Below are 19,411 nucleotides of genomic sequence, written 5' to 3'. Positions count from 1 at the left end.
AACCACGATGTCCCAAACTCTCTCTTTCCACCCGCCTGCGGCGGCGATCAATCTGCTTGACACGGCCACCTGGCCGCTGGCGGACGTGCTGGCGCTGTTCGAGCTGCCGTTCAACGACCTGATGTTCAAGGCCCAGACCGTGCACCGCAAGCAGTTCCCGGCGGGCGACGTCGAACTGGCCACGCTGTTGTCGATCAAGACCGGCGGCTGCGAGGAAGACTGCAGCTACTGCCCCCAGGCGGCGCGCTACGACACCGGCGTTGAAGCCAAGAAGATCCTCGGCATCGACACGGTGCTGGACGCCGCGCGCCAGGCCAAGGCCAACGGCGCCACGCGTTTCTGCATGGGTGCCGCCTGGCGCAGCCCGAAAGAGCGCGACATGGAAAAGGTCGAAGAGATGGTGCGCGAAGTCAAAGCACTGGGCCTGGAAACCTGCGCCACCCTCGGCATGCTCGAAGAAGGCCAGGCCGACCGCCTGAAAGAAGCGGGCCTCGACTACTACAACCACAATCTCGATACCGCGCCCGAGTTCTACAGCAACGTGATCTCGACCCGCGAATACCAGGACCGCCTGGACACGCTGGGCCGCGTGCGCAGCGCCGGCCTGAAGGTCTGCTGCGGCGGCATCGTCGGCATGGGCGAATCGCGCCTGCAACGCGCCGGCCTGATCGCGCAACTGGCGAACCTGAACCCGTACCCGGAATCGGTGCCGGTCAATCACCTGGTGCAGGTCGAAGGCACGCCGCTGCACGGCATGGACCCGCTCGACCCGTTCGAATTCGTGCGCACCATCGCGGTGGCGCGCATCACCATGCCGGAGGCGCGCGTGCGCTTGTCGGCGGGCCGCCGCCAGATGGGCGAAGCGGTGCAGGCGATGTGCTTCCTGGCCGGCGCCAATTCGATTTTCTACGGCGACAAACTGCTCACGACCGATAACCCGGAAGCCGAGGATGACCGCGTCCTGCTGGCCAAACTGGGCCTGGTCACGCGCGCGTCGACCCTGGAATCGGCGCCCAAGGCCAGCTGCGGCGGCTGATCCCAACAACCCAGGGGGCCTCGAAAAACCGTAGCGAGCGGCGTCAGTTTCGTCCGAGAAGCGCAGTCGTACGAAGGTACGGCGAGCATCGCAAGGCGACAATGACGCCGCGCAGTAGGTTTGTCGAGGCTCCCGTTAGAACAACAATCGATCGAGACCCACGCATGTTCACAAAAATCCTCATCGCCAACCGTGGCGAAATCGCTTGCCGTGTAGCCGCTACCGCGCGCCGCATGGGCATCAGGACTGTCGCCGTGTACTCCGAGGCTGACGCGAACGCCAAGCATGTCGCGGTATGCGATGAAGCTGTGCTGATCGGCCCCGCCGCCGCCAAAGAGAGCTATCTGTGCGGCGACAAGATCATCGCCGTGGCGCTGGCCACCGGCGCCGAAGCGATCCACCCCGGCTACGGCTTCTTGTCCGAGAACGCGGAGTTTGCCGACGCCTGCGCCGAAGTCGGCCTGGTGTTCATTGGCCCGCCGGGTTCGGCCATGCGCGCGATGGGGTCCAAGTCGGCTGCCAAGTCGCTGATGGAAAAGGCCAACGTGCCGCTGGTGCCGGGTTATCACGGCGACGAGCAGGACCCGGACTTCTTGCAAAAGCAGGGCGACCGCATCGGCTACCCGGTGCTGCTCAAGGCCAGCGCCGGCGGCGGCGGCAAGGGCATGCGCGTAATCGAAAAATCGGAAGACTTCAAGGCGGCGCTGGCTTCGTGCAAGCGCGAGGCGATCAGCTCCTTCGGCGACGACAAGGTCCTCGCCGAAAAATACCTGCTGCGTCCACGCCACATCGAAATCCAGGTCTTCGCCGACACCCACGGTAATTGCGTCTACCTGCACGAGCGCGATTGCTCGGTGCAGCGGCGCCACCAGAAGGTGCTGGAAGAAGCGCCGGCGCCGGGCATGTCGGCAGAGCGCCGCGCAGCCATGGGCGAGGCTGCGGTCGCGGCCGCGCGCGCGGTCGGCTACGTGGGCGCGGGCACGGTCGAATTCATCGCCAACCAGGATGGTTCGTTCTACTTCATGGAAATGAACACGCGCCTGCAGGTCGAGCATCCGGTGACCGAAATGATCACCGGGACCGACCTGGTGGAGTGGCAGCTGCGCGTGGCCAACGGCCAGACGCTGCCGAAAACGCAGGCCGAACTGGGCATCCACGGCCATGCAATCGAAGCGCGCATCTACGCCGAGAATCCTGAAAAAGGCTTCCTGCCGTCGATCGGCACCTTGCGCCACATGGATACGCCGGGTGCGGTCAGCTTTGAGCTCGGCGGCACCCCGGGCGGCTCCCCGGCGGCGGTGCGCATCGATTCGGGCGTGCGCGAAGGCGACGCCATTTCGCCGTATTACGATCCGATGATCGCCAAGCTGATTGTCTGGGGCGCGGACCGCACGCAGGCGCTGGCGCGCATGTCGCAGGCGCTGGCCGAGTTCCAGATCGTTGGCCTGGCCACGAATATCGCCTTCCTCAAGCGCCTGGTCGAAGGCACCGCGTTTGCGACTGCCGACCTGGATACGGGCCTGATCGAACGCAATGCCGATACCCTGTTCCCGCCACCGAAATCGGCGCCGGTCGGCGCGCTGGCGCTCGCTGCCGTGGCCTTGACCGGCGCCGAGAAGCAGTCTTCGATCGGCCAGTCACACAACGCGGCCGACCCGTGGGGCAATGCGCTCGGCTGGCGCCTGAACAGCGCCTACCAGCGCCAGCTCTCGTTCAGCGACGAGTACTCGGCGGCGAAAGTGAGCAAGGCCTACAAGGTCGGCCTGACGTACCGCCCGCACGGGTGGGATTTGTCGGTCAATGGCATCGACGCCGAACTGGCGGTGACCGCGCGAGCTGGCGCGGAACTGTCGATCAAGCTCGGTGCCACCTCGATCCACGGCGCCGTGCGGCGTGACGGCGACACCTTCCATGTGTTCACCGGCGGACGGCATTTTGTGCTGGTCTATAACGACCCGATGGCGCACGCCGGCGAAGCCGAAGCCGCAGGCGGGCGCCTGACCGCGCCGATGCCGGGCAAAGTGGTGGCGGTACTGGCCACCAAAGGACAGCAAGTCAAGAAGGGCGACCCGCTCGTCATCATGGAAGCGATGAAGATGGAACATACCATCGGCGCACCAGGCGACGGGCTGGTTGAAGAAATCCTGTATCAGGTAGGAGACCAGGTCGCCGACGGCGCACCGCTGTTGGCATTCAAGGCTGCATAAAAAGCAGACCATAAAAATAGAAACCCATAGTGGAGACAAGCATGCGCATTCTTCTACATCGGGCCGACGGCGTTACCGAGCCGTGGGTCCGCGATTTCGCCAGCGTGCTGCCGCAAGCCGAGGTGGTGGTCTGGCAGGAAGGCGTGCCCTGCGCGCCTTGCGATTACGCGGTCCTGTGGTCGCCGCCGGCGGCGCTGCTCGACCAGCTGGCCAGGGTCAAGGCGATCTTCCTGACCGGCGCCGGGGTGGATGCCATTCTCAAGTTCGGCGATGCGCTGCCGCCGGTGCCGATCATCCGCCTGGGCGACGCCGGCATGGCGGTCCAGATGGCCGAGTACGTGGCGCACGCGGTACTGCGCTACTACCGCCGTTTCGACGAATACGAACGGCAGGCGCGGCGTGGCGTCTGGGCGCCGCTGCCGCAGTTCGACAAGGCGCAGTTCACGGTCGGCGTGATGGGCATGGGGATGCTGGGGCGGCGCGTGCTCGATTCGCTGGCGCAGTTCGGTTTTCCGCTGCGCGGTTGGAGCCGCGGCCACAAGGAAATCGACGGCGTGACCTGCTTTGCCGGGGAAGACGGCCTCGATGCATTCTTGCGCGGCACGCGGGTGCTGGTGTGCATGCTGCCGCTCACGCCCGACACCACCAACCTGCTGGCGCGCGCCAACCTGTCCAAGCTGCCCGAAGGGGCGTATGTGGTCAATGTGGCGCGTGGCGCGCATCTGGCCGAGCCGGATTTGCTGACGTTGATCCGCTCGGGTCATATCTCCGGCGCCACGCTCGATGTGTTCCGCAACGAGCCGCTGCCGGGGCCGCACCCGTTCTGGGACGAGCCGCGCATCACCATCACGCCGCACATCTCGGCGCTGACCTTGCGCAGCGAAAGCGTGGCGCAGATCGCCGGCAAGATCGGCGCGCTCGAACGCGGCGAGCCGGTGGCCGACGTGGTCGACCGCGTACGCGGGTATTAATCGCGCCTGTATCACATTTCGAACAAGGAACCGCCATGAGCACCCTGCCGCAACAAGTCAAGATCGTCGAAGTGGGGCCGCGCGACGGCCTGCAAAACGAAAAGGAGTCGGTGTCCGCCGCCGTCAAGATCGAGCTGGTCGACCGCCTTTCGCGCGCCGGCTTTGCGAATATCGAAGCGGCGTCGTTCGTGTCGCCCAAGTGGGTCCCGCAGATGGCGACCAGCACCGAGGTGATGGCCGGGATCACGCGCCGCGCCGGCGCCATCTATTCGGCGCTCACGCCCAACATGCAGGGCTTTGACGCGGCGCTGGCGGCCAGGGCTGACGAAGTGGTGATTTTCGGGTCGGCCTCGGAGGCGTTCTCGCAGAAGAACATCAACTGCTCGATCGCCGAATCGATTGCGCGCTTCGAGAGCGTGGCCAAGGCCGCCAAGGAACACGGGCTGCGCCTGCGCGGCAGCATCAGCTGCGCGTTCGGCTGTCCGTACCAGGGCGAGGTGTCGCTGGACGCCGTGGCCGACGTGGTGGGCCGCATGCGCGAACTGGGATGCGACGAGATCGACATCGCCGACACCATTGGCGTGTCGACCGCGCGCAAGACGCAGGCGGTGATGCTGCGCGCGGCGCAGGAGTTTCATCTGGACCGGATTTCCGGCCACTTTCATGACACGTACGGGCAGGCGCTGGCGAATATCTATGCCAGCCTGGAAGTGGGCGTGTCGATCTTTCATTCGTCGGTGTCGGGACTGGGCGGCTGCCCGTATGCCAAGGGTGCGACCGGGAACGTGGCGACCGAGGATGTGCTGTATCTGATGCAGGGGCTGGGGATCGAAACCGGAATCGATCTCGATATGGTGGTCGATGCGGGGCAGTTCATTTCGCAGCATCTGGGGCGCAAGGGGTCGAGCCGCGCGGGCAATGCGATTGCGGCCAAGCGCGCCGGATAAGCTATCACGCCTCCCGGTTGGCAAGAAACACGCGCAGGAAGGCGATGAACATCGCCACCTTGGCCGGCAGGTGGCGCGTGTTCGGATAGACCGCATACACGCCCTGTTCCGGCAACGCATACGCGGGCAGTAGCCGCACAAGGCGTCCCGCCGCCATATCATCTTGCACCAGCCACTCCGGCAAAATCGCCACGCCCGCACCGGCCAGCGCAAAGCTGCGCATGCCGGCGGCGTTGTCGGTGACGATGCGCTGCCGTGAATGCGTGGTGGCGACGCTGTCGCCGCTGGCCGTGTGCGTCCAGCTTAACGGCCCTTCAAAACGCGCGTGGAAGATGCCATCGAGCGCCTGCAACTGCTGCGGCGTCTCCAGCGCCGCGTGGCGCGCCAGGTAATCGGGACTGGCCACCGGCAGGGTGGCAAAGCGCGCCATCAGCGCCGCGCGATAGGTCGAGTCGCGCAGGCTGCCCAAACGCAGCGCCAGGTCGAACCGGTCCGACACCAGGTCCGCCAATCCGGGCGACGCCGAAAAGTCCACCTTCAAACCGGCATGCTCGCGCGCGAATGCGGCCAGCGCGGGCACCACCATGTGCGCGCCGTATTCGGCGGTCGAGGTCACGCGCAGCGTGCCGGTGAGCGCCGCATGGCTGCTGCGTGCCGCGTCGATGGCCGCTTCGGCCTGCGAGAGCACCTGCACGCAACTGTCGAAGAAGCGCTGGCCCGCATCGGTCAGCGCGATGCGGCGCGTGGTGCGCGTCAGGAGCGACACGCCGAGCTCGCCTTCGAGCTGCTTCAGGTTGAAGCTCAGCATGGCCTTGGTGACGTCCAGGCTGGCCGCGGCCTTGGTGAAAGAGCCGGTCTCGACGATGGCGACGAACATTTGCAGCCGGTTCAGGTTCAGCATAAATGGGCGATCGATTGTCAATTCAGATTGACAGTGTATTACGCTTGCCGCTGTTTTTCTTCCCGCGCCGCACTTCTATAATGACTTATCGTTATGCAAAGGAGAGCCGCATGCCCCATCCCGTCATCAACCTCGACCAACTGGCGCCGCAAGCGTTGCCGCCGCAGTACGCGGCCACCGGTGCCGCCGCCGAGCGTTTTGCGCCGCGCATGGCGATGATTGGCGAACTGATCGGCATGCGCGCCCTCGGCTGCAACCTGACCGCGCTGGCGCCCGGCAAACGCGCCTTCCCTTTTCATAACCACCGGGTGAACGAAGAGGTGTTCATCGTTGTCCAAGGGTGTGGATTGATCAGGATCGGGGACGAAAGCTATGCGTTGCGGCAGGGCGATATTGTTGCGTGTCCGGCGGGCGGGCAGGAGACGGCACATCAGATTATCAATACAGGGGAGGGGGAGTTGCGCTATCTGGCGCTGAGCACGAACCAATCGCCGGAAGTGGTGGAATTTCCCGATTCCGGGAAGTATGCGACACTGCTGCTCGATGCGGGCGGCGGTGCAAACACCTTGCCACAACGGACAGTAGGCCACATTGGCCAATCGGTCGACTACTGGGACGGAGAATGATGTTGCTGGAAGAGATGCTGCCGGGGGAGTATGACAGGCTGATGAGGTCTTCTTCATCAGCCTGCATATCAAATCATGGTCGGAGTACAAGGATTCGAACCTTGGACCCCCTGGTCCCAAACCAGGTGCGCTACCGGGCTGCGCCACACTCCGAGGACAAGAATCATAGCGGAGGGAATGCACTTGGTCAAGGATCAGTATGATTTTTTCGCATTTTTCTAAGAAATAGATGAATTTTTACGCACCTGCCCATGGTCCGGCCGTGAATGACCGCGTTTTGCTGCGGATTGGTGCCGGCATCGCGGTGTCCATTGCCTTGCATGGACTGTTGCTGTTCGCGTACCGGCAGGGCGTGGTGCCGCCGTGGCAGGACAATGCCGATGGGCCACGCGAGGCGCTGGTGGTAACGCTGCGCGCGCCGACGGCGGAGATCCTGCCTGAAGCGGCGCCGAAGACTGAGCCCGAGGTGAAACCGAAGCCGGCATTGAAACCGACGCCAGCGTTCAAAGCGGAAAGGGAGAAAACAGCGCAGGCGGAGGCGGCGACAGAGGCGCCAGCCGACAGTATCATGGCGCCTGATGTGATTGCGTTGCCGGAGACGGAAGCGACTGCGGCCGGAGCATTCACGGTGGCGCCGCCGTCCGGCCCGCCGCAGTTCGATCCGGACGCGGCCCGCAAGTTTGCGCGCGAGATCGCCACCAAACCGGACCCGGCGCGCGCCGGCATGGCGGTGGCGCAGATTCCACCCACACCGTACGCCACCGAAACCAAGGCAGCCCGTGTGATTGCCCAGGCGAAACGGGCGGACTGCAAAGATGGGATTCCCGGCGGATTGCTGGCCCCGCTCGTCCTCCTGCTCGACAAGAAGGACAGCGGGTGCAAGTGGTAGATAATCGACCGGTTCTGTCTGGCGCAGGCCCGGTCACGACTGCCTATTTCAAGCGCAGCTTCAATTCCTGCGACGCTTGCTCAAGTGCGCTGCGGGTACCCGGCAAGGTGGCCAGCGCGTTGAGCAGCCCGAAGTCGTGGATCATGCCGTTGTAGCGCACGCTTTTCACATCCACCCCAGCCGCGTCGAGCTTGCGGGCATAGGCTTCGCCTTCGTCGCGCAGCACGTCGAATTCGGCGGTCTGGATCAAGGTCGGCGGCAAGCCTTGCAGTTGCGCGTTGCTCGCTTGCAGGGGCGAAGCGTAGATCTCCTTGCGGGCGCTCGCATCCTTGGTGTAGTGGTCCCAGAACCAGACCATCAGGTCGCGGGTCAGAAAGTGGCCGTCGGCGAACTGCTTGTACGACGGCGTATCGAAGTTGGCGTCGGTCACGGGCCACATCAGCACCTGGGCCCGCAGCTTGGGGGCGCCCTGGTCCTTGGCCATCAGGCTGACCACCGCCGCCATGTTGCCGCCCACGCTGTTGCCGGCCACCGCCAGGCGCTTGCCGTCGACGTTGATGGCGTCGCCATTCTCGGACACCCAGCGGGTCGCCGCATACGCCTGCTTGACCGCCACCCCGTAGCCCGCTTCCGGCGACGGCGTGTAGTTGACGAACACCGCCGCCGCGCCGGAACCGGCCACCAGGTCGCGCACCAGGCGCTCGTGGGTCGGATAGTCGCCCAGCACCCAGCCGCCGCCGTGGAAGAACATGAAAGCCGGAATCTTGCCCTTGGCGCCAGCCGGGCGCACGATGCTCAGCTTGACCGCCTTGCCGTCGAGGGTGACGGTCTTTTCGCTCACATCGGCCGGCGCCAGCGCCACCTTGCTGCCCGCCTGCGCGCCGACCAGCACGGCGCGCGCGTCATCGGGCGTCATCTGGTTGAGCGGCTTGCCGCCTTCGATCGCTTTCAGGAATTGCGCGGTGTTGCGTTCGACGCCGGGCAGGCTGGCTGCGTGGGCGGTCGAGAGGGAAGCGGCGAGCAGGGTCAGGGCGAGAGCGGATTTCATGGTGTTTCCTTTTAGTTTGATGTCTATTAAGTAGTGAGCTATATATTTGATCGGCTTACTTGGTCTGTGCGGCGTCTTCGATCAGGCGGGCAACGGCGGCCGGGTTCGAGGTCATCACGACGTGCGAGGCGCCCTTGATTTCAACCGTTTTGCGCGATTTGGCGCGTTCGGCCATGAAGCCGAGTGCTGCGGCCGGAATGTTCTTGTCGCCGGTGCCGTAGATGAAGTACGACGGCAGGTTCTTCCAGGCCGGTGCGCCGGACGCTTCGGTCAGCGCGGCTTCGGCGATCGGACGCTGGGCGATTGCCATCAGCTGGGCATCGGCCTTCGGCACGTCGGCGGCGAACTGTTGATGAAACTTGTCTTGCTGGATGTAGAAATCCTTGCCGCCGCCAGCGATGGAGACCGGCTCGGCCAGCGCCTGACCCAGCGTGCCGCCGGGGAAGCGGCCGGACAATTCAAGTGCCGTCTCGCCCTGGTCCGGAGCGAAGGCTGCCACGTAGACCAGGCTTTTCACGTTCGGGTTGCCGTTGGCGGCGGTCGAGATCACGGCGCCGCCGTAGGAGTGACCGACCAGCACCACCGGGCCCTTGACGCTCTTGACGATGTCGGACACCACGCTGGCGTCGCCCTTGACGCTGCGCAGCGGGTTGGCCGCGCCGATCACGCTGTAGCCGTCGGCGCGCAGCTTGGCGGCCACGCCGTTCCAGCTGCCTGCGTCGGCAAAGGCGCCATGCACCAGGATGACGGTTGGCTTGACGGCGACTGGCGCTGCCAGTGCCGGGGTTGCTGCGGCTGCGGCGGTGATCGACAGGGCGAGGGCGATGGTGTTGATGGCTTTCATGATGTTTCCTTTTCAAAGATTTAAGTTAGTTGGCTATTGTATAGTGCACTACATTTTGCATCAGGCGGTTTGTTTGTTTGCCGTCCATGTGAAGAAGTATAAGTAGTGCACTATCGAATAGCAAGCTATTTTTTAAAGAATTCTTATCGGCCGAATGTTCGAGCGCCGCCGGTACGCGCGCTGCTCCGCGGCAGCCGCCGGGCATAGTCCCCCGAGACGACTTGCACGACGGTTGGTTCGAAGCAGCCCGCGTCACGCTTGGACAATGGCGATGACGCGAAAGTGCGATTGATGCAGATCAGTCCTGCTGGCCCTTGATTTCGAGCGCGCGGTCGTACAGGGCATTCTTCTTGCGCCCGGTAATTTGCGCGGTCAGGTTGGCGGCCTGCTTGACCGAACACTCGGCCAGCAAGATATTGAGGATGCGCTCGGCCTCGGCTTCCTCCGCATCGCCCTCGGCCTGCGCGCCTTCGAGCAGCACCACGTACTCGCCCTTTTCGCGGTGCGCATCGGCCTTGACCCAGGCCAGCGCCTCGGACAAGGGGCAACGATGGATTTCTTCGAACAGCTTGGTCAGCTCGCGCGCGAACACGACCTGGCGCGCCGGCTCGAACACGCCGGCCAGCGCTTCCACGCAATCGAGAATGCGGTGCGGCGCTTCATAGAACACCATGGTCGCGCCGACCGTCAGCAGTTTTTGCAGGGCGGTTTCGCGCTGCTTGGCCTTGGCCGGCAGGAAGCCCACGAAATAGAACTGGTCGTTGACCAGCCCGCTGGCCGAGAGCGCCGTCACCGCCGCCGAAGCACCCGGCACCGGCACCACGCGCAGGCCGGCGGCGCGCACAGCGTCGACAATGCGCGCGCCCGGGTCGGAGACGCCCGGCGTGCCGGCATCCGACACCAGCGCGATGCGCTCGCCGGCCTGCAGGCGCGCGATCAGCTTGTCGGCCACTTCGCGTTCGTTGTGCTGGTGCGCGGCGATCATCGGGCGCGACAGGCCGAAGCGGGTCAGCAGATTGCCGGTGTTGCGCGTGTCTTCGCAAGCGACCGCGTCGACCAGCGACAGCACGTGCAAGGCGCGCACGGTGATGTCGGTGACGTTGCCGATGGGAGTAGCCACGATATACAGGGTTGCTGTAGGATAGGACTGATGCACGGCCTCGCCAATGACGGGAAGCTGGGCGATCGGACTGGTCTGGAATTCTGTCATTTGGGAGTGGTAATGCTGATTAAAAGTCTGAAGGGCCTGTTCGCCGTTAGTGCGCTCACGATGTTGAGTGCCTGCAGCACGCCCTGCGACAGGCCGGGGGGATTGTGCGCGCCTATCGAGCCAAACACAAGCGTCGCACCGGTCCCGCCGCGTGCGCCGGAAATCATCGCACCGGTCATCCCGGAAGCCGAGGTCGAGACCATGCCGGTCGACGCGCCGCCCGGCGCCAGCGTTCCCAGCGGAAATCCGCGCGCGGCCGACCTGGCCGTTGACAGCAAACCCGCCACCCGCATCGGCCTGCTGCTGCCCACGCGTTCCGATGCGCTCGGCCCACCGGCTGGCGCGCTGCGCGCCGGTTTCATGGCCGCTTACGAGCGCGACCGCACCGGCTTCGAAGTCAAGCTGATCGAAACCGGTGACAGCCCGCAAGACGTGCTGGCCGCCTATGCCACCGCGCTGACGGAGAACGATATCGTGGTCGGCCCATTGGCACGCTCGGCGGTAAGCGCGATCGCCGGCGCCGGCGTGGCCGTCAGCAAGCCGACCATCGCCCTGAACCATCCGGAAGGTCGCGGCACCGGCGGCGCGCTGCCGCACAATCTGCTGGTGATGGGCCTGTCGATCGAAGACGAAGCGCGCCAGGTGGCCCAGTGGGCCGCGAGCGAGCATCCGGGTGCGCGCGCACTGGTGGTGTCCGGCGCCAACGCCTGGCAGCGCCGCATCGCCAATGCCTTCGCAGCCCAGTGGAAGCAGCTGGGCAACGAGTCGCAGACGGTGGAACTGGCCGCCTCCAACGGTTACCTGAGCGAATCGGGCATCTCGCAGCTGAGAAACCGGGTCGATGCCGAACAGCCGACCCTGCTGTTTACCGCGCTCGACGCCGACCAGCTGCGCCAGGTACGCGCCTCGCTCGGCACCAGTGTGCCGGCCTACGGCACCTCGTCGGTCAATCCGGGCACCGAACCGGGCAAGGCCCTGGCCGAACTCGACGGCGTGCGCCTGCTCGACCTGCCGTGGGAAGTCCAGCCCGACCATCCTGCCGTGATGGTGTATCCGCGCTGGAACGCCAGCCGCCGCACGCTCGACCTCGACCGCCTGTACGCGCTCGGCATCGATGCGTTTCGCGTGGCGCGCGAGATCACCCTGCATCCGGGCGCGCCGTTCACCATGGACGGCGTGACGGGACGGCTGTCGGTCAGCTTCGGCGATGGTCCGGCGCGCTTCGAGCGGGTCCAGCCGACCGCGGTCTACCAGGGCGGCAGCTTCAAGCCGTCGGGCGGCGGGCAGTAAGATGTGGCCGGCCCGGCTGAGCGGCAAGCAGCGCCAGGGCCAGCAGTGGGAACAGAAAGCGCTCGACTATCTGACAAGCCAGGGCTTGCGCCTGGTGGAAGCGAATTACCGCTGCCGGGGCGGCGAAATCGACCTGATTTTGCGCCACGGCGAGGAACTGGTGTTCGTCGAAGTACGCCAGCGCGCAAGCAGCAGCCACGGCGGCGCGGCCGCCAGCATCACCCCCGCCAAGATTGGCCGCATGGTGCGCGCGGCCCAGACCTACCTGCTGCGCTTTGCGCAGGTGCCGCCGTGCCGCTTCGACGTCATCGCCATCGACGGCGAACGCATGGAATGGCTGCGCAACGCCATCCAGTTGTAAGAGCGTACCGGAGCAAATTTCATCGTACTTCTCCGGGTTCGCGGGCTGCTGCACTATAATCCCCCACTATGAATACTCAACGCATCCTCGCCCACTTCCACGAAAGCGCCGAACTCAAGATTCAGGCGGCTTCTGCCCTGGCTCAACCCATTTCACAGGCGATCGAACTGATGTTCTTCGCTTTGTCGAACGGCAACAAGATTCTTGCTTGCGGTAATGGCGGTTCGGCTGCCGACTGCCAGCACTTCGCGGCCGAGCTGGTGGGCCGTTTCGAGCGCGAGCGCTTTCCGCTGCCGGCGCTGGCGCTGACCACCGATACCTCGATCATGACGGCGGTGGGCAACGATTACAGCTACCGCGAGATTTTCTCGAAGCAGGTGCAAGCCTTCGGCCAGGCCGGCGACGTGCTGCTGGCCATTTCCACCTCGGGCAACTCGGCCAACGTGATTGCCGCGGTCGAAGCGGCGCTCGAGCGTGAAATGCGCATCGTGGCGCTGACCGGCAAGGATGGCGGCGCGCTCGGCAAGATGCTCACCGACGCCGACGTGCATATCTGCGTACCGCATGCGCGCACCGCGCGCATCCAGGAAGTCCACCTGGTGACCATACACTGCATTTGCGACGGTATCGACGTCGCGCTGTTCGGAGGAGATGTGAATGAATGATTCATTACGTGCAATGCGTCCGCTGGCCAAGGCCATCGTCGCGGTGGCCCTGCTGGGCAGCCTGCAGGGCTGCGTGGGCCTGTTCGTGGGCGGCGCCGTGGCTGGCGCGGTGGCCACGGCCGACCGCCGCACGCTCGGGGCGCAAGCCGACGACAAGGCCATTGCGCTCAAGGCCGACATGCGCTTGCCGAAAATTACCGGTGAAGACGTGCACATCAACGTCAACAGCTTCAACCGCAAGGTGCTGCTGACCGGCGAAGTGCGCGACGAAGCCATGAAGGCGGCGGTCGAGCGCGAAGTGGCCAACATCGATGGCGTGGCGATCGTGATCAACGAACTCGAGATCGGTTCGCCCGCGACCTATACCTCGCGGTCGAGCGATTCGCTGATCACCACCAAGGTCAAGGCCAGCCTGGTGGACATGCAGACCATTTCGGCAACCTCGTTCAAGGTCATCACCGAGCGCGGCACCGTGTTCCTGATGGGCCGCGTGACCCAGCGCGAAGGCCAGGTCGCCGCCGATGTGGCGCGCGGCGTGTCGGGCGTGAAAAAAGTGGTCAAAGTGCTGGAGTACATCAGCGACGAGGAACTCAAGGCGATCTCGCCACGCTCGTCGTCGGTCCAGCTGTAGTTCAACGCGCGGGCGTCCAGCCCCCTGTGGATGGCCGCGCGGGCAGCGTTTTTGCAGCGCGGCTATAATGACTTTCTGTTCCATTCCCGTGTCCACCGTCATGTCCACCCAGACTCCGCCCCGTACTTCCTGGCTCAAACCGGCGCTTATCGGCGCGGCGGTGGTGGCCATTGCCGCCATCGGCTATTCCTCGCTGGCGCGCAGCACGCCCGCGCCGGACGTGACCTTCATCGACATCAAAGGCCAGAAGATCAGCTCGCAAAGCTTGCGCGGCAAGGTGGTCATGGTCAATTTTTGGGCAACCTCGTGCGTAACCTGCGTCAAGGAAATGCCGCAGATGGTCGATACGTACAACAAGTTCAAGGGCCAGGGCATGGAATTCGTGGCCGTGGCGATGAAGTACGACGCGCCGAATTACGTGGTCAATTATGCCGAGACCAACCGTTTGCCGTTCACCGTGGCGCTCGATAGCGGCGGGGATATTGCCAAGGCGTTCGGGGATGTGACCTTGACGCCGACCACGTTTTTGATCGACAAGGATGGCAAGATCATCAAGCGCTATGTGGGGGAACCGGATTTCCCGGCCTTGCATAAGTTGCTGGAAAAGACGATCGCGGGCTGATTTCGTCGTTCCCGCCTCCGCGGGAAGTCGGTTCCGGCAATGCCGGGAAGTCGGTTCGGTGGGTAGCGTTCAAAACCCCGTCTGCACCGACAGATACGCGCCGCGCTGGCGCGTCGGGTTGAACACCGTAATATCCCCCAGCACCGCGTAGGCCGCCGTCACCGACACATGTTTGCTCGGGAACCAGGCCACGAACACATCGTAATACGCCTTTTCATTGTCCACCCCCAGATTGTGCGGCTTGCGGCGGTATTCCACGCCGGCCACCAGCTGGCGGTCGATCATGTACGCGGCCGACACTTCCAGCATCGCCTTGTACGAATCGCCCTTGTCGCCGCCAAACCCCAGCAAGCCCATCTGATTGGCCCTGGTCGCGCGCACGGTGCCGTTCAGCAGCAGACTCTGCTGCAACAGCAGCTTGGTCGCGGCCACGTACACATCGGTCCCGCTGTCATCCTTCGCGCCCAGCTGCGTCACATTGGTCACGCCCAGCGCCCCCAGCCCGCCCACGCCCTTGTTGCGTTTATACATTGCGCCGACGGCGATCTGCGGGGTGAGGCTGTCCTGCCCGTACACGGCGTCGCCCGCCAGTTTCACCTTCACGCCCAGGATATCCTGCTTGATGCTGAGCTGGTTCAGCGGCGCCAGGCTGCCCTTGAAGTGCTGCCGCGCCAGCGACAGTTCGATCCGATCGGCCAGCCCGAGCGCCACCCCGGCCGTGTCGAGGGTGTAATCCTGGGTGCGCACGCCGGTGTAGTGCGCGTTCGCGCCCCAGCTGTCGCGGCTGCCGTAGCCGGTGATCAAGGCCCACGGCGTCAGGCCGCCGCCGCCCGCGCCTTCGAGCTGGCTCACGCCGCCGGTCGCGGTCAGCTTGCCCAAGTCGGGCCGGCCCTGTGCGTACGCCGTGCCGGCTGTCAAACTTGCCGCCAAGAACAAGCCACCCACGCGCATGATCTGCATATTCTCTCCTCGTTAGGGTGATAAGTGCTGCACGAACCAAAGTTAGCCGTCTTTACAATACTGCGTACGCAAACGGCGCCCGATTGGATTCAACTATTTTGCTGTATTTTGCAAATAAGTTTGTTGTATTCCGGTATGGCTTTGGGATAACCTCACCGAGCACTCCGCGCCACGCCGCGGCCACCCGACCCCACTTTCAAGGCGCTCAGTGTCCACCGACGTCAATCCGCTCGACCCGCAGCAACTACGCATCTGGCTTCTGGCAGCCGGCAAACGCGATGGCGGCGCCTTCCGTTCCCTCTACGATGCAACTTCGCCGAAACTGTTTGGCTTCGCGCTGCGTATATTGCACAAGCGCGAGCTCGCTGAAGAGGTTTTGCAAGAGAGCTATGTCGCGATCTGGAACAATGCCGCGAACTACCAGAGCCATCTTGCAGCGCCGATGACCTGGATGGCGACCATTGTCCGGAACAAGGCTTTCGACCACCTCCGGCGCAGCGACGTCCCGGTTGAAATAGATGCGGAACAGTTTGATAGTGAAGTCATGAATGCTCTACAGGATCCGCAGGCGACGCCGATCGAAGCGTTGCAGATGAGTGGCGATGCGAAAGCGCTGGCGTGGTGCATGTCCGCGCTCGAAGGCATGCATCGCCAGGTTGTCGCGCTGGCCTATTACCACGACCTGTCGCACAGCGAAGTGGCCGAGCAGATGAAGCTACCAGTCGGAACCGTGAAAACCTGGATCAGGCGCAGTCTTGAAAAACTGCGCACCTGCCTCGCGAAACGGGAGCAAACATGAACATCCGACATAACATCGTGCTGCGCCAGAAACTGGCGGCGGAATACGTGCTGGGCACGCTCAGGGGCGGCGCGCGGCGCCGTTTCGAAGGCTGGATGCACCAGGACGCCGACTTGCGCAACATCACCGCCGAATGGCAGCAGCGCCTGGCGCCCATGGCCGAGTTTGCCGGTGACGTGAAGCCGCCGAAAAGCGTGTGGACCGGAATCGAACGGCGTCTCGATCTCAAGGCCGGGAAGGCGGGCGGCTGGCGCTTCTGGCTGAACGAGAACCTGGCGTTCTGGCGCAGCCTGGGCATGGTGTCGACCACCATGGCGGCCTTGCTGCTGGTGGTCGTGTTAACCAACCGTCCGGTCGATGCGCCGGTCATTTCGTACGTGGCGACCCTGAGCGACGACAAGGCGCAGACCGCCATGGTGCTGACCGCCGACCGCAAGCACCACGCACTCGAAGCGCGGGTGGTGGGCGGCGACCAGCTTGCGGCCGACAAGAGCCTGCATCTGTGGGCGGTGCCGAAGTCGGGCAAACCGCGTTCGCTGGGGGTTTTGGCTGACAACAAGGGCCGGTTTACGTTGACGGAAAATGCGATCAGCGACGATATCGCGGTGCTGGCGGTGACCCTGGAGCCGAAGGGCGGCTCGCCGGACCCGAATGGACCGACCGGGCCGATTGTGTACAAGGGTAACTGGGTAAGGTTGTAACGTTGGCGCCGTCGTTTCTGGCATTGCCGGAAACGACGGATGCTGCCGGCGGCGCGCTACTTCGTCACAATATCCTTCTGCATCGGCGCCAGCTTGGCCACCAGCTTGTTCTGCACCGCCGGCGCCACGCCATGCTTGTCCATGGCCGCCTGCAAATCCTCGGCCAGGGCGTTGAACTGGGCGTTGGTGATGTTCAAGCCGTCGTGAATATCTTTCATGTCCTTGCCCTTGTACTTGCACGGGCCGCCGGACAATGCGCAAAACTGCTCTTCCAGCCGCATCGACAGGTTCTTCAGGTCGGTATCCTTGAACGATTCCTTGATGCGCGCGTCCGCCATGATGATCGGCACGAAGGTGTCCACGATCTTCTTGATTCCGCCCTGGCCGCCGAGCCCCTGGTAGGTGCTGTCGCCGGTGGCGGGACTGTGGACGCAGCCGGTCGCCAGCGCCAGCGTGCCGATGCAAACAAGCTGAGACAGCGTTTTCATTCTCTCTCCGATCAGGGTTAACAGCGCGTTGAAATTAACAATGAATCGCATCCGCCGCAACAGCTGTGCCGTAAAACCACGCGCCTAATCGGGCGCGGCCGCAGGCGCCAGCGCCCGGTCCACCGCCGCCGTGAAGGCGTCGATATCGATCGGCTTGGTCAGGTACGCAAAAAAACCGGCGGCAATGCTGCGCTTGACGTCGCGCTCCATCGCATTCGCGCTGAGCGCAATGACCGGAATGTGCGCCGTGCGCGGGTCGTTGCGCAGCAGGCGCTGCGCTTCGTACCCATCCATGCCGGGCAGGTTGATGTCCATCAGGATCACGTGCGGCAGGTAACTCTGCGCCAGTGCAATGCCAAGCTCGGCGCTGGGCGCGGAAATCAGCGCCAGGTCGGGCCGGAAGCCGACGATTTCTTCGACCAGCATCAGGTTGGCCGGATTGTCTTCCACGTACAGCAGGGTCGACACCGACGGGTCGCCCTCGGCCACGGCCGGCAGGGCGCGCGGCGCGGGCGCGGCGGCCACGCCCTGCACCATAGGGGCATTGCCGCTCAGTTCCAGCTCGATCCAGAACACGCTGCCGATACCGGCCGTGCTCGACACTCCCATGGTGCCGCCCATCAGCTCGACCAGGCGCTTGGTCACCACCAGCCCGATGCCGGTGCCTTCTTCGCTGCCGCCTTCCTGGCCGAGCCGGTTGAACGGCTGGAACAGGGCGCTGAGCTGGTCGGGACGCAAGCCCTTGCCGGTATCCTGCACCGACATGCGCACCCGCGCCGGGCCGATCAGGTTGACGTTGACCACCACCACGCCCTGCTCGCGGTTGTACTTGATGGCGTTCGACAGCAGGTTCAGCATGATCTGCTTGAGGCGCGTGTGGTCGGCCACCACCGTCAGCGGCTCGGGCCTGGGGAACACCATGCGGATGCCGCGCTGGGTGGCGCTGTCGCCCACCATGGCCTGCACTTCGTCCAGCACGCCGGACAGCATCACCGCTTCGAGCGACACGCTCAGGGTGCCCGATTCGATCTTGGCGAGGTCGAGGATTTCGTTGATCAGGGTCAGCAGGTGCTCGCCGGCCGTCAGGATATTACGCACGAAGCTGCGCTTTTGCACGGCGGTGGACGGCAGCGATTCGTTGGCCAGCAGCTGGGCGAAGCCGAGAATGGCGTTGAGCGGGGTACGCAGCTCGTGCGACATGCTGGTCAGGAACAAATCCTTGGCCTGGTTGGCGCGTTCGAGCTCGACCTTCTTGTCGTTGAGGGCGCGTTCGATGCGCTTGCGATCGGTGATGTCGCGAATCGCCGACGAGACCAGCACGCCGTCCTCGGTTTCCAGCGGCGAGAGACTGATTTCGACCGGAAACTCGGTGCCGTCGCGGCGCAAGCCGTACAGTTCCAGCCCGGCGCCCATCGAGCGCGGGCGCGGCTCGGCCGAAAAGCTGGTGCGGAAATGCGGATGCTGGCCGGCGAAGCGCTGCGGGATCAGGATCTCGACTTTCTTGCCGAGCAGCTCGCTGCGCGGATAGCCGAACAGGTTTTCGGTCTGCGAATTGACCAGCACGATTTCGCCGTCGCGGTTGACGATCACGATCGCGTCCGGCGCCGATTCGAGCAGGCCGCGAAATTTCTGTTCGGCCTTCTTGCGCTCGCCCACATCGCGAATCGCGCTGATGACGAAGGCCCCGGCATCCGTGCTGATCGGCGAAAGACTGATTTCGACCGGGAACTCGATCGCGTCCTTGCGCACGCCGTACAGCTCCAGCCCGGCACCCATGGTGCGCGTGCGCGACTGCTCGAAGTAGCGCGAGCGGTGCCCCACGTGGCCGTGCTGGAAGCGGGCCGGCAGCAGGACTTCGATCAGCTTGCCGTTCAGTTCGCCCCTTTCGTAGCCGAACAGGCGCTCGGCCTGGGCGTTGGCCAGCACGATGGTGCCGGTCGGGTTGGCCATGATGATGCTGTCCGGGGTCGATTCGAGCAGGTCGCGGAACTTCGCTTCGATCAGCAGGGTGTCGCGCGCGGCCTTGGCCTGCGTCATGTCGCGCTTGGTCGAGAGTAAGCGGTCTATTTACCCCACCTTCCATTGCTAATTTTCGGCATCCAGAATCGGTACTCCATCAACTCAGGAGTCACGAACATGCAAGAGCCAACGAAGCACGAACTCTGGCCGGCGCGCCTGCAGGCGCAGGCCGAATCCGGGCAAACGATTCGTGCCT

General features: G+C 64.3%; 20 protein-coding genes and 1 tRNA gene. 13 read left to right on the top strand and 8 right to left on the bottom strand.

Annotated elements, in window-relative coordinates; genetic code table 11:
- Nucleotides 1-7 precede the first annotated feature (7 nt).
- From bioB to F2P45_RS11845, 4 genes are all read left to right on the top strand, one after another.
- A complete protein-coding gene (gene bioB / locus F2P45_RS11860; RefSeq protein WP_166874646.1) occupies nucleotides 8-1,036 on the top strand; it encodes a biotin synthase BioB in 1,029 nt (342 codons plus the stop codon).
- Between the two features lie 164 nt (nucleotides 1,037-1,200).
- Complete coding sequence (locus F2P45_RS11855; protein WP_166874642.1) at nucleotides 1,201-3,243, top strand: acetyl/propionyl/methylcrotonyl-CoA carboxylase subunit alpha; 2,043 nt, start codon at nucleotides 1,201-1,203, stop codon at nucleotides 3,241-3,243.
- A 41-nt stretch (nucleotides 3,244-3,284) separates the two neighbouring features.
- Entirely contained in the window at nucleotides 3,285-4,214 is a 930-nt protein-coding gene (locus F2P45_RS11850; protein ID WP_166874639.1) for a 2-hydroxyacid dehydrogenase, read from the top strand.
- A gap of 35 nt (nucleotides 4,215-4,249) precedes the next feature.
- Complete coding sequence (locus F2P45_RS11845) at nucleotides 4,250-5,161, top strand: hydroxymethylglutaryl-CoA lyase (RefSeq protein ID WP_166874636.1); 912 nt, start codon at nucleotides 4,250-4,252, stop codon at nucleotides 5,159-5,161.
- A gap of 4 nt (nucleotides 5,162-5,165) precedes the next feature.
- Here F2P45_RS11845 and F2P45_RS11840 read toward each other — a convergent pair whose 3' ends face one another.
- Nucleotides 5,166-6,062, bottom strand: coding sequence for a LysR family transcriptional regulator (locus tag F2P45_RS11840; RefSeq protein ID WP_166874633.1), 897 nt, complete (start codon nucleotides 6,060-6,062; stop codon nucleotides 5,166-5,168).
- A 110-nt stretch (nucleotides 6,063-6,172) separates the two neighbouring features.
- Here F2P45_RS11840 and F2P45_RS11835 point away from each other — a divergent pair, with 110 nt between their 5' ends.
- On the top strand, nucleotides 6,173-6,688 hold the full coding sequence (locus tag F2P45_RS11835; protein WP_166874630.1) for a cupin domain-containing protein: 516 nt from the start codon (nucleotides 6,173-6,175) through the stop codon (nucleotides 6,686-6,688).
- Nucleotides 6,689-6,764: 76 nt separating this feature from the next.
- Here F2P45_RS11835 and F2P45_RS11830 read toward each other — a convergent pair.
- Nucleotides 6,765-6,841, bottom strand: a tRNA-Pro gene (locus tag F2P45_RS11830).
- Between the two features lie 76 nt (nucleotides 6,842-6,917).
- Between F2P45_RS11830 and F2P45_RS11825 the strand changes: the two genes are divergently transcribed.
- Nucleotides 6,918-7,577, top strand: a complete 660-nt coding sequence (locus tag F2P45_RS11825; protein WP_166874627.1) for a hypothetical protein — start codon at nucleotides 6,918-6,920, stop codon at nucleotides 7,575-7,577.
- A gap of 43 nt (nucleotides 7,578-7,620) precedes the next feature.
- Here the strand turns inward: F2P45_RS11825 and F2P45_RS11820 are convergent, their stop codons facing one another.
- From F2P45_RS11820 to rsmI, 3 genes are all read right to left on the bottom strand, one after another.
- Nucleotides 7,621-8,625 (bottom strand): alpha/beta hydrolase, encoded by a 1,005-nt coding sequence (locus tag F2P45_RS11820; protein ID WP_166874624.1) that lies wholly within the window; start codon nucleotides 8,623-8,625, stop codon nucleotides 7,621-7,623.
- Nucleotides 8,626-8,680: 55 nt separating this feature from the next.
- Nucleotides 8,681-9,469 carry an alpha/beta fold hydrolase gene (locus tag F2P45_RS11815; RefSeq protein WP_188130135.1) on the bottom strand — a complete coding sequence of 263 codons (789 nt, stop codon included), beginning with the start codon at nucleotides 9,467-9,469 and terminating at the stop codon, nucleotides 8,681-8,683.
- A 298-nt stretch (nucleotides 9,470-9,767) separates the two neighbouring features.
- Complete coding sequence (gene rsmI / locus F2P45_RS11810; RefSeq protein WP_166874621.1) at nucleotides 9,768-10,679, bottom strand: 16S rRNA (cytidine(1402)-2'-O)-methyltransferase; 912 nt, start codon at nucleotides 10,677-10,679, stop codon at nucleotides 9,768-9,770.
- Nucleotides 10,680-10,691: 12 nt separating this feature from the next.
- Here rsmI and F2P45_RS11805 point away from each other — a divergent pair, with 12 nt between their 5' ends.
- From F2P45_RS11805 to F2P45_RS11785, 5 genes are all read left to right on the top strand, one after another.
- Nucleotides 10,692-11,969: a penicillin-binding protein activator gene (locus F2P45_RS11805; RefSeq protein ID WP_229505042.1), complete on the top strand. Its 1,278-nt coding sequence runs from the start codon at nucleotides 10,692-10,694 to the stop codon at nucleotides 11,967-11,969.
- A 1-nt stretch (nucleotide 11,970) separates the two neighbouring features.
- Nucleotides 11,971-12,330 (top strand): YraN family protein, encoded by a 360-nt coding sequence (locus tag F2P45_RS11800; protein ID WP_166874618.1) that lies wholly within the window; start codon nucleotides 11,971-11,973, stop codon nucleotides 12,328-12,330.
- Between the two features lie 68 nt (nucleotides 12,331-12,398).
- Nucleotides 12,399-12,995, top strand: a complete 597-nt coding sequence (locus F2P45_RS11795; protein ID WP_054265336.1) for a phosphoheptose isomerase — start codon at nucleotides 12,399-12,401, stop codon at nucleotides 12,993-12,995.
- Nucleotides 12,988-13,626, top strand: coding sequence for a BON domain-containing protein (locus tag F2P45_RS11790; RefSeq protein WP_166874616.1), 639 nt, complete (start codon nucleotides 12,988-12,990; stop codon nucleotides 13,624-13,626). The genes F2P45_RS11795 and F2P45_RS11790 overlap by 8 nt, the downstream gene beginning before the upstream one ends.
- Before the next feature lie 67 nt (nucleotides 13,627-13,693).
- Complete coding sequence (locus F2P45_RS11785; RefSeq protein ID WP_229505041.1) at nucleotides 13,694-14,248, top strand: peroxiredoxin family protein; 555 nt, start codon at nucleotides 13,694-13,696, stop codon at nucleotides 14,246-14,248.
- A gap of 69 nt (nucleotides 14,249-14,317) precedes the next feature.
- Here F2P45_RS11785 and F2P45_RS11780 read toward each other — a convergent pair whose 3' ends face one another.
- Nucleotides 14,318-15,199 carry a DUF3034 family protein gene (locus F2P45_RS11780; RefSeq protein WP_229505050.1) on the bottom strand — a complete coding sequence of 294 codons (882 nt, stop codon included), beginning with the start codon at nucleotides 15,197-15,199 and terminating at the stop codon, nucleotides 14,318-14,320.
- 217 nt (nucleotides 15,200-15,416) lie between these two features.
- On the opposite strand from F2P45_RS11780, the gene F2P45_RS11775 reads away from it, so the two are divergent.
- Together F2P45_RS11775 and F2P45_RS11770 are read left to right on the top strand one after the other, a co-directional pair.
- Nucleotides 15,417-16,007, top strand: a complete 591-nt coding sequence (locus tag F2P45_RS11775) for a sigma-70 family RNA polymerase sigma factor (protein ID WP_166874607.1) — start codon at nucleotides 15,417-15,419, stop codon at nucleotides 16,005-16,007.
- Nucleotides 16,004-16,708 carry an anti-sigma factor gene (locus F2P45_RS11770; protein WP_166874604.1) on the top strand — a complete coding sequence of 235 codons (705 nt, stop codon included), beginning with the start codon at nucleotides 16,004-16,006 and terminating at the stop codon, nucleotides 16,706-16,708. The genes F2P45_RS11775 and F2P45_RS11770 overlap by 4 nt, the downstream gene beginning before the upstream one ends.
- A 56-nt stretch (nucleotides 16,709-16,764) precedes the next feature.
- Here F2P45_RS11770 and F2P45_RS11765 read toward each other — a convergent pair whose 3' ends face one another.
- Nucleotides 16,765-17,196 (bottom strand): group I truncated hemoglobin, encoded by a 432-nt coding sequence (locus F2P45_RS11765; protein ID WP_166874601.1) that lies wholly within the window; start codon nucleotides 17,194-17,196, stop codon nucleotides 16,765-16,767.
- Between the two features lie 84 nt (nucleotides 17,197-17,280).
- The gene (locus tag F2P45_RS11760) at nucleotides 17,281-19,233 is read right to left on the bottom strand and encodes a PAS domain S-box protein (RefSeq protein ID WP_166874598.1); all 1,953 of its coding nucleotides are present in this window, start codon (nucleotides 19,231-19,233) and stop codon (nucleotides 17,281-17,283) included.
- Nucleotides 19,234-19,411 lie beyond the last annotated feature (178 nt).

The sequence above is a fragment of the Massilia mucilaginosa genome, assembly GCF_011682145.1.
Classification (GTDB): Bacteria; Pseudomonadota; Gammaproteobacteria; order Burkholderiales; family Burkholderiaceae_D; genus Telluria_A; species Telluria_A mucilaginosa.
Note: the sequence above shows the minus strand (reverse complement) of the source record. Positions and strands in the feature narration are given on the sequence as shown.

Bases quoted from the DNA above. Each gene is read 5' to 3' on its own strand.
- F2P45_RS11815 (WP_188130135.1), bottom strand. From the start codon at position 9,469: ATGAAAGCCATCAACACCATCGCCCTCGCCCTGTCGATCACCGCCGCA.
- bioB (WP_166874646.1), top strand. From the start codon at position 8: ATGTCCCAAACTCTCTCTTTCCACCCGCCTGCGGCGGCGATCAATCTG.
- F2P45_RS11795 (WP_054265336.1), top strand. From the start codon at position 12,399: ATGAATACTCAACGCATCCTCGCCCACTTCCACGAAAGCGCCGAACTC.
- rsmI (WP_166874621.1), bottom strand. From the start codon at position 10,679: ATGACAGAATTCCAGACCAGTCCGATCGCCCAGCTTCCCGTCATTGGC.
- F2P45_RS11850 (WP_166874639.1), top strand. From the start codon at position 3,285: ATGCGCATTCTTCTACATCGGGCCGACGGCGTTACCGAGCCGTGGGTC.
- F2P45_RS11765 (WP_166874601.1), bottom strand. From the start codon at position 17,196: ATGAAAACGCTGTCTCAGCTTGTTTGCATCGGCACGCTGGCGCTGGCG.
- F2P45_RS11780 (WP_229505050.1), bottom strand. From the start codon at position 15,199: ATGCGCGTGGGTGGCTTGTTCTTGGCGGCAAGTTTGACAGCCGGCACG.
- F2P45_RS11805 (WP_229505042.1), top strand. From the start codon at position 10,692: ATGCTGATTAAAAGTCTGAAGGGCCTGTTCGCCGTTAGTGCGCTCACG.
- F2P45_RS11845 (WP_166874636.1), top strand. From the start codon at position 4,250: ATGAGCACCCTGCCGCAACAAGTCAAGATCGTCGAAGTGGGGCCGCGC.
- F2P45_RS11835 (WP_166874630.1), top strand. From the start codon at position 6,173: ATGCCCCATCCCGTCATCAACCTCGACCAACTGGCGCCGCAAGCGTTG.
- F2P45_RS11785 (WP_229505041.1), top strand. From the start codon at position 13,694: ATGACTTTCTGTTCCATTCCCGTGTCCACCGTCATGTCCACCCAGACT.
- F2P45_RS11855 (WP_166874642.1), top strand. From the start codon at position 1,201: ATGTTCACAAAAATCCTCATCGCCAACCGTGGCGAAATCGCTTGCCGT.
- F2P45_RS11825 (WP_166874627.1), top strand. From the start codon at position 6,918: ATGAATTTTTACGCACCTGCCCATGGTCCGGCCGTGAATGACCGCGTT.
- F2P45_RS11790 (WP_166874616.1), top strand. From the start codon at position 12,988: ATGAATGATTCATTACGTGCAATGCGTCCGCTGGCCAAGGCCATCGTC.
- F2P45_RS11800 (WP_166874618.1), top strand. From the start codon at position 11,971: ATGTGGCCGGCCCGGCTGAGCGGCAAGCAGCGCCAGGGCCAGCAGTGG.
- F2P45_RS11770 (WP_166874604.1), top strand. From the start codon at position 16,004: ATGAACATCCGACATAACATCGTGCTGCGCCAGAAACTGGCGGCGGAA.
- F2P45_RS11820 (WP_166874624.1), bottom strand. From the start codon at position 8,625: ATGAAATCCGCTCTCGCCCTGACCCTGCTCGCCGCTTCCCTCTCGACC.
- F2P45_RS11840 (WP_166874633.1), bottom strand. From the start codon at position 6,062: ATGCTGAACCTGAACCGGCTGCAAATGTTCGTCGCCATCGTCGAGACC.
- F2P45_RS11760 (WP_166874598.1), bottom strand. From the start codon at position 19,233: ATGACGCAGGCCAAGGCCGCGCGCGACACCCTGCTGATCGAAGCGAAG.